Below are 980 nucleotides of genomic sequence, written 5' to 3'. Positions count from 1 at the left end.
ATTTGATCACAAGCTTGCGGCAATAAATCAATCGCCGTTAAACGTCCACGCCCGACCTTGCGCATCCTTCACCTCGTCTTTTATTGATGAACGTTTAGGCCGCTTAATCCCCTCAATGGAAAAGCTCCGGTCTAAATGACGCGCTCCCCGTTCTGTTAACGCTGCAAGAAAAACTGAACCCACACATTTTAAAGTAACAGCACCTTGATCTTCCATCCATGCCAATTCATTATGCACAAAATCGCGATCGCGCCTGATGCCATAACTGTATAAAAGCCGCTCAATCATCGCACTCGATAAAGTTTCACTGCGCTCACAAGCAAGCCCTTTTAAAATAATCAACCGCGCTTCTTCACGGATGATTTTATCCATATCTGCTTTCATTTCTTGGCATTCTCCAACAAAAACTCTTGCAAGCGCTCACCAATGGCTGCCACCGGTTGTAATTGTGCAGAAAGCGTGTTGAGACGACCATTCAATTTCTCCATATTCACTTCCAATCTTTGCAGCGCATCACGATCAGGCAAAAAGTCCATCTCTGTTTCTAACTTTTGCACACGCTCTTTAAGCGCCGTGATATCTTTCAGCATTTCCCGCGCACCTGAAGAAAAATAGGCTCTCAAAACCCCACAAATCGCAATAACCGATAACAATAAAGACAACCAGCCATTGGCAACACTGATATCCAAATTCACTTAAAAGTCCCCTCTCTTTTGCCTAAAATCGCCCGCTCCGCAGCTTTTCTACGCTGTTCACAAATCAATAAAGCAGCACGATCACGCCCCCAATAGTGCACCACTTCGCGCGCATTCAAAGCACGCTCTGGCAATAAAGCTGGGCGGGCACACGCCATGCGAACAACAGGCGGCAACTCAACCGATAAAAAATGATAAGAAAGGCTACCCACCGGCTTGTGTGTTGAGCAAGCGCACACGCTCAAGCCCAATGCCACCGCCAGTAACCGGCAACTTCCCATTGAC

3 protein-coding genes are annotated in these 980 nt (G+C 46.9%); all 3 read right to left on the bottom strand.

What is annotated here, in order from left to right; translation table 11 throughout:
• Positions 1-27: 27 nt before the first annotated feature.
• Positions 28-384 carry a hypothetical protein gene (locus ACFINZ_RS10010; protein WP_375612320.1) on the bottom strand — a complete coding sequence of 119 codons (357 nt, stop codon included), beginning with the start codon at positions 382-384 and terminating at the stop codon, positions 28-30.
• Positions 381-695 carry a DUF2730 family protein gene (locus ACFINZ_RS10005; RefSeq protein ID WP_375607966.1) on the bottom strand — a complete coding sequence of 105 codons (315 nt, stop codon included), beginning with the start codon at positions 693-695 and terminating at the stop codon, positions 381-383. Before ACFINZ_RS10005 ends, ACFINZ_RS10010 begins: the two co-directional genes overlap by 4 nt.
• On the bottom strand, positions 692-980 hold a 289-nt coding region (locus ACFINZ_RS10000), incomplete at its 5' end, for a hypothetical protein (protein ID WP_375701433.1). The genes ACFINZ_RS10005 and ACFINZ_RS10000, both read right to left, overlap by 4 nt.

Origin of the sequence: Bartonella sp. AA81SXKL (assembly GCF_042196945.1) — a bacterium.
GTDB lineage: Bacteria > Pseudomonadota > Alphaproteobacteria > Rhizobiales > Rhizobiaceae > Bartonella.
The sequence above is the reverse complement of the archived record's forward strand: the minus strand, read 5'-3'. Positions and strand labels throughout refer to the sequence as shown.

Coding starts and splice junctions, on each gene's coding strand:
- ACFINZ_RS10010 (WP_375612320.1), bottom strand. CDS start 384: ATGAAAGCAGATATGGATAAAATCATCCGTGAAGAAGCGCGGTTGATT.